Origin of the sequence: Bradyrhizobium sp. SHOUNA76, assembly GCF_023006445.1 — a bacterium.
GTDB lineage: Bacteria > Pseudomonadota > Alphaproteobacteria > Rhizobiales > Xanthobacteraceae > Bradyrhizobium.
In genome coordinates this window covers 1-4,514 of the sequence record NZ_JALBHA010000502.1, presented here as the reverse complement: position 1 = coordinate 4,514, position 4,514 = coordinate 1, and the positions used below count along the sequence as shown (strand labels likewise).

Genomic DNA, 4,514 nt, shown 5'->3' with positions numbered 1-4,514 from the left:
CGGCCGGCGCGCCCAAGACCGCGATTGCGGCCGCCCATGCGGCGCTCGAGGCCGGGCGGATCGATTATACCTCGGCGCTCGGCATCCCCAGTCTGCGCGAGCGCATCGCACGCCATTATCGCGATGCCTATGGCTGTGACGTCAGCCCCGAGCGGGTCGTGGTGACCACCGGCTCCTCGGGTGGGTTCATTTTGGCTTTCCTGGCGATGTTCGAGCCGGGTGACCGCGTTGCCGTGACGGTGCCGGGTTATCCGCCTTACCGACATATCCTCACCGCGCTCGGTTGCGAGCCGGTGCTGATCGAGACCACGAACGAGACGCGCCATGCGCTCACCGGCGAGGCGCTGCTCGCGGCCCATCGCAAGGCGCCGCTGAAGGGTGTGCTGGTCGGCAGCCCCGCCAATCCGACGGGGACGATGATGTCCCGCGAAGCGCTCGCTGGTCTGATTGCGGCCGCCGAAGGCGCGGGCATCCGCTTCATCTCGGACGAGATCTATCACGGGCTCGACTATGCGTTTCCGGCCGTCACCGCCGCAGCACTCTCCGAGCACGCACTCGTGATCAACTCGTTCTCGAAGTATTTCTGCATGACGGGCTGGCGCGTCGGCTGGATGGTCGTGCCTGAAATCCTGGTGCGGCCGATCGAGCGGCTGCAGCAGAATCTGTCGATCTCGGTGCCGTCGCTCTCGCAGATTGCCGCTGAAGCCGCTTTCGACGGTGCGGCCGAGATGGAGGCGATCAAGCACGGCTATCAGGAGAACCGGCGGATTTTGATCGAGGGATTGCCGAAAGCTGGCCTCAGCAAGTTCCTACCGGCCGATGGTGCATTTTATCTCTATGCCGACGTCTCGGACTTCACCTCCGACAGTTTCGAGTTCGCCAAGCAGATGCTGGAGCAGGCACGCGTTGCGGCCACGCCCGGCCTTGATTTCGATCCCGTTCACGGCCGCTCGTTCATTCGTCTTTCCTATGCGCGCTCGCCCGGGGAGATGCGCGAGGCAGTTGACCGGATCGCTCACTGGCTTAAATAGCCGCCAGTTTTCGACCACTTCCGGAGTTCATCTTGTCTGACCGATCTGCCTCGACCGTTGCGCCGCATTTTTCTCTGGCCGCATTGATGTGGCCGACCCGGCCGGGCGAAACCGTTGGCGCAGTGCGCGCCGTCGTGCTCATCGCGCTCGGCACCGCCTTGATGGCGCTATCAGCGAAGGTCAGCCTGCCGCTGCCCTATGTCCCCATGACGTTGCAGACGCTGGTGGTGCTGATGATCGGTGCTGCCTACGGCTGGCGTCTTGGCAGCGCAACCATGATCGCCTACCTTGCCGAAGGCGCGCTTGGCGCGCCGGTATTTGCCGGGCCGGTGGGTGGCATTGCACCGCTGCTCGGCCCGACCGCGGGATATCTGTTCGGTTTCATTGCGGCCGCTTTCGTGACCGGCTGGCTCGCCGAGCGCGGCTGGGATCGCAGCGTGCCGCTTTTGTTTGCAGCAATGGCTGTTGGCCATATCGTCATTCTGGCCGCCGGCTTCGGCTGGCTGGCGTTTGGCCTCGGGCTGAGCGTTGCGAAATCCTGGCAGGTCGGCATCGTGCCGTTCGTTGCGGCTTCGCTGGTCAAGAACGCGCTTGGCGCGACGCTGATGCCAGCCGCGCGCAGGCTGATAGAGCGCCGAAGGTAAAACCGGCAAAAGCGAGCAGTTCCGATTGACAGGGCCGGCCAAGTTGATCTTGGCTGGCCCAAAGTTTTGAGGGGGAGTGAAACGATGACGACGACAACGATGGCGGAGGCGCCGATCGCGCCGCCCGCAGCAAAGCCGTGGTACAAGGTTCTCTACATCCAAGTGCTGATCGCCATCGTGCTCGGCGCCATCGTCGGCTGGCTGTGGCCACAGGTCGCCACCAACGAATGGATCAAGGCGCTCGGTGACGGCTTCATCAAGCTGATCAAGATGGTGATCGCCCCGATCATCTTCTGCACCGTCGTCTCCGGCATTGCCCATATCCAGGACGCCAAAAAAGTCGGCCGCATCGGCGTCAAGGCACTGGTCTATTTCGAGGTCGTCTCGACCTTCGCCCTGGTGATCGGACTCATCATCGGCAATTTGGTGAAGCCGGGCGCGGGCTTCGGCGGTGGAGCGGCCAACGAGGCGGCCGTTGCAAATTACGCCAAGCAGGCCGCCGGTCAGAAGTCCGTCGACTTCGTGCTGCACATCATTCCCGACACCGTGGTCGGCGCCTTCGCGCAAGGCGAAATCCTGCAGGTGCTGCTGTTCTCGGTGCTGTTCGGCTTCGCGGTCATGAGCCTCGGCGAGCGCGGCCACACCATCCGCAGCTTCATCGACGACGCCGCTCATGCCGTGTTCGGCGTCATCTCCATCGTGATGCGTGCAGCGCCAATCGGCGCGTTCGGTGCGATGGCCTATACGATCGGCAAGTTCGGCACCGGCGCGATCCTCAATCTGGTCGGGCTGATCGCCACGTTCTATGTCACCGCGGCGCTGTTCGTTTTCGTCGTGCTCGGCATCATCGCACGTCTGGCAGGGTTCTCGATCTTCAAGTTCCTTGCCTACATCAAGGACGAATTGCTGATCGTGCTCGGCACCTCGTCCTCGGAAAGCGCGCTGCCGTCCCTGATGGAAAAGCTGGAGCGGCTCGGCTGCTCCAAGTCGGTGGTCGGCCTCGTGGTGCCCACGGGTTACTCGTTCAACCTCGACGGCACCAATATCTACATGACGTTGGCGACGCTCTTCATCGCGCAGGCGCTCGGCTACGATCTCAGCTTCAGCCAGCAATTGACCATCCTGGTCGTGGCGATGCTGACGTCGAAAGGCGCCTCCGGCATCACCGGCGCGGGCTTCATCACGCTGGCGGCGACGCTGGCCGTGGTCGATCCGCGCCTCGTGCCGGGCATGGCGATCGTGCTCGGCATCGACAAGTTCATGAGCGAGTGCCGCGCGCTGACCAATCTGTGCGGCAACGGCGTCGCCTGCGTGGTCGTTGCCTGGTGGGAGGGTGAGCTCGACCGCGACAAGCTCAACGCCAACCTTTCCAAGCAGATCGATCCGACCGACATGGAGACGGCGATCACGACGGACTGATCGCGCCCCCGGGCTTGGAGCGAAAAGGGCTGGTCGAGATCCTCGATCAGTCCTTTTCTTTTTGGGACTAGAACCGCTCCGGCCGGTACGGCGCGGGATCAATCGCCGGCGTCTCGCCGCTCATGATCTCGGCGAGCAGGCGTCCGGTCGCCGGTCCCAGGGTAAAGCCCTGGTGGCCGTGGCCGAAATTCATCCAGAGGCCGGGATGACGCGGCGCTTGCCCAAGCACCGGCAGCATGTCGGGCGTGCAGGGACGGGTGCCGAACCACGGATCCGGCTCGACGCGCTTGCCGAGGTCGATCAGCTCGCGTGCGGAGCCTTCCGCGCTGGCGAGCTGCACGGGCGTTGCGAGCGCGTCCGGGCTCGTCAGCTCGGCTCCTGTGGTGATGCGAATGCCCTTGGCCATCGGTCCCATGGCGTAGCCGCCGCCCTTGTCGACGAGAGGCAGGTCGAGCGAGGCGCCGCCGCTGTAATGCATGTGGTAGCCGCGCTTGCGTACCAGTGGAATGCGATAGCCGAACTTGTGCAGCAGATCGGGCGACCATGGTCCGAGCGTCACGACGGCATGAGGGGCATCGAGGCGCCCCTGGTCCGCATCGACGGACCAGCCGGTCGCGGTCTGGCGCAGGCTCTGGGCGTTCCCGAGAACAATGGTGCCGCCGAGGCGCTCGAACAGCTCGGCATACGCCGTGACGAGCGCCCCCGGATCGGACACGGTCCAGGTGTCGAGCCAATGGATCGCGCCGGGAAGATCGTCGCGCAGGATCGGCTCGGCCTTGGCAAGCTCGCTGCCGGAGAGCACGCGAAAATTCACGCCGAATTCGCGTTGATCTTCCTCCGCCGTCTTGATCGCGAGGTCGAATGAAGCGGCATCGCGATGCAGCATGCGATAGCCGGCGCGGCGGATCAGATTGTCGGCATGGGCTTCGCGAATGAGGATGTCGTGCTCCGCGGTCGCGTAGGCGATCAGCCGTGCCCAGGCCTCGATCGCCTCGCGATGCCGCTTCGGCGCCGAGTGCCACCAGTAGCGGAGCAAGGGCTCGACATGGCGGTGAAGCGACGACAGGCTGTAGCGCACATCGTTGGTGCGGCCGGTCGCGATCTTCAGCAGCGTCGCAAGGTCGCGCGGCATCGGATAGGGGCGGACCGCTTCGGCCTGGATCATTCCGGCATTGCCATAGCTGGTCTCGCGGCCCGGCTCCTTGCGATCGACGAGGGTGACGGTCCAGCCGCGCTGCTGCAGATGCAGCGCCGCACTCACGCCGATCATGCCACCGCCGAGAACGATTGCGCTCTGCATTGGAACCTACCTCGCCAAATCAAAACCGCCCGGTTTGGCCGGGCGGTTTCATCTGGATGATCCCCTTACTCGCCGCCGCCGAACCGGCGGGACCACCAGCCCGCGCGGCGGGGCGCGGCC

At 64.7% G+C, this 4,514-nt stretch carries 4 protein-coding genes; 3 read left to right on the top strand and 1 reads right to left on the bottom strand.

The features are described from left to right. The 3 genes from MOV74_RS31885 to MOV74_RS31875 all read left to right on the top strand — a co-directional run. On the top strand, positions 1-1,031 hold a 1,031-nt coding region (locus MOV74_RS31885), incomplete at its 5' end, for a pyridoxal phosphate-dependent aminotransferase (RefSeq protein ID WP_246930976.1). Positions 1,032-1,117: 86 nt separating this feature from the next. Further along, the gene (locus MOV74_RS31880) at positions 1,118-1,675 is read left to right on the top strand and encodes a biotin transporter BioY (protein ID WP_246930979.1); all 558 of its coding nucleotides are present in this window, start codon (positions 1,118-1,120) and stop codon (positions 1,673-1,675) included. Between the two features lie 84 nt (positions 1,676-1,759). Continuing rightward, positions 1,760-3,094 (top strand): dicarboxylate/amino acid:cation symporter, encoded by a 1,335-nt coding sequence (locus MOV74_RS31875; RefSeq protein ID WP_246930974.1) that lies wholly within the window; start codon positions 1,760-1,762, stop codon positions 3,092-3,094. Positions 3,095-3,161: 67 nt separating this feature from the next. Here the strand turns inward: MOV74_RS31875 and MOV74_RS31870 are convergent, their stop codons facing one another. Further along, positions 3,162-4,394 (bottom strand): FAD-binding oxidoreductase, encoded by a 1,233-nt coding sequence (locus MOV74_RS31870; protein ID WP_246930972.1) that lies wholly within the window; start codon positions 4,392-4,394, stop codon positions 3,162-3,164. Positions 4,395-4,514: the final 120 nt, after the last annotated feature.

Coding starts and splice junctions, on each gene's coding strand:
- MOV74_RS31875 (WP_246930974.1), top strand. CDS start 1,760: ATGACGACGACAACGATGGCGGAGGCGCCGATCGCGCCGCCCGCAGCA.
- MOV74_RS31870 (WP_246930972.1), bottom strand. CDS start 4,394: ATGCAGAGCGCAATCGTTCTCGGCGGTGGCATGATCGGCGTGAGTGCG.
- MOV74_RS31880 (WP_246930979.1), top strand. CDS start 1,118: ATGTGGCCGACCCGGCCGGGCGAAACCGTTGGCGCAGTGCGCGCCGTC.